1 protein-coding gene is annotated in these 1,858 nt (G+C 43.5%); it reads right to left on the bottom strand.

All coding sequences use genetic code 11. From position 1 onward, the window contains the following. Positions 1 to 135 precede the first annotated feature (135 nt). Positions 136 to 1,605, bottom strand: a complete 1,470-nt coding sequence (locus VB740_RS36565) for a DICT sensory domain-containing protein (RefSeq protein WP_323204690.1) — start codon at positions 1,603 to 1,605, stop codon at positions 136 to 138. Positions 1,606 to 1,858: the final 253 nt, after the last annotated feature.

The following is a 1,858-nucleotide window of genomic DNA, read 5'->3' on the forward strand; positions in this document are numbered from 1 at the left end:
AGGCAATAGGCAATAGGCAACAGGCAATAGGCAATAGGCAATAGGCAATAGGCAAATTTGTGGTGCTGTTGTTAGGTTAACTTTAAACAAATGTAAAACTTTATAGCACCACAAAGTTAACTAAGGGAATAATTATCACTCATTTTCTATTGCGATCGCTTTTGGGGTATCGCTAACGCTTGGCAGTTGCACTGTAAATGTCGAACCTTCACACAATTTACTTTTCACCGAAATAGAACCGCCACAGCGTAGCAGCAATTGCTGTACAATTGTTAACCCTAACCCAGCACCACCATAATCTTCAGTTGCTGCTGTACGCACACGATAAAAGCGATCAAATATTTTGGAAACCTCGCTTTCGGCAATACCGATACCTGTGTCGCGGAATTCTAATTGGACATAATCGCCTTGAATTCGGGCACGCACCCATACTTCACCCCCATTAGGAGTAAACTTAATGCTGTTGTGCAGCAGATTAATCACAATCTGTCTCAGCCCACCACTCACACACCAAATAGATGGAAGTTCAGTGGGTACAGTGTAGGCTAGCATAATCCCTTTTTCTTGGGCTACAGGTTGGTAGGTGCTGACTACTCCAGGCACAATATCTGAAAGCCGCACCGACTCCAAAGCCGTCCCCTCTAAATTACGTTCCAGCTGCACCAGTTCCAACAAACCAGTAATCAGGGAATTTTGCTGATCGCACTGGGTATTTAACATCTGTAAATAACGTTGTCGCTGGGGTGGTTTAAGATTAGGGGAATTCAATAACGAAAGTGCTGTCTTCATGTGCGTCAAGGGTGTACGCAGTTCCTGACACACATTTTTTAGGTATTCATCTTTGAGTTGCTCTTTGTTTTGCAGTTCTTGATTTTGCTGGTGCAACTTGGTGGTGCGGACTGTGATGATTTGACGATTAATTTCATCTTGTCGCAGGAGTTGTTTTGCAAACAGTTGATTCATTAATGCGCTTTCGGGCGCAGTTGGACAAATAAAATCAGCATGTATTGAAGATGATTCTGGCGTAATCGCTTTTTCAATACCATCTAATACTTGCTGAATTACTCTCCCCTCAACAGTGTTTATAATCAGCAACGGCTGGTTTTTATTAGTATTTACCTTCCCTGATGTCTGATTTTTACGTTTTTTAAGTGGTCGATGAGCCAAAATTAAACTGCAAAACTGGGGCGATAACACCATCAGAAAGTTTTCCCGTCGCATTTGGCTATCTGGTGATAGGTGAACGGGGACATGATTAGAAAATGAGGAAGATGAGGGAGATGAGGAAGATAAAGGGGTATTTTCTTCCCCTGCTTCCCCTGCTCCCTCATCTTCCCCTTTGCCACTCTCGTCAATCTGGCAAGTATAAATCAGACTAGATGCACCTACCGAGGATTGATAACGCGCTAATTCTGATTGCCAAATTTTTTCTGGTGGTAGCTTCACCCATAAAGTGGCTACAATTTGTTGCTCAATTAGTAAGTCAATTTGCGCTCTCACCAGTGATAGCAGAGTAGCAGGACTGAGGGACAATGGTTTTGGAGGCATTTGCACACCCATAACCAGTTGATAAACAGACAGATCCTTAGCCAGAGAAACATTCATGAGTCAAGCACAACTTGGATGAAGCAAGAAATAATTCTGTCTCGATTTTCACCTTTATGTGTGCATTTTTTACAAAATACCCACGGAAAGAAATATTAACTATAAAAAACTCTAGCAGGGAGTGGGGAGTGGGGAGTGGGGAGTGGGGAGTGGGGAGCAGGGGGAGCAGGGGAGGATGAGGGAGATAAGGCAAATAATCAATGCCCAATGCCCAATGCCCAATGCCCAATGCCCAATGCCCAATGCCCCATGC

This window comes from Nostoc sp. UHCC 0251, from assembly GCF_034932245.1.
In the GTDB taxonomy this organism is placed as follows: domain Bacteria; phylum Cyanobacteriota; class Cyanobacteriia; order Cyanobacteriales; family Nostocaceae; genus Nostoc.

Excerpts from the sequence above, each read along its gene's own strand:
- VB740_RS36565 (WP_323204690.1), bottom strand. The coding sequence starts at position 1,605 with ATGAATGTTTCTCTGGCTAAGGATCTGTCTGTTTATCAACTGGTTATG.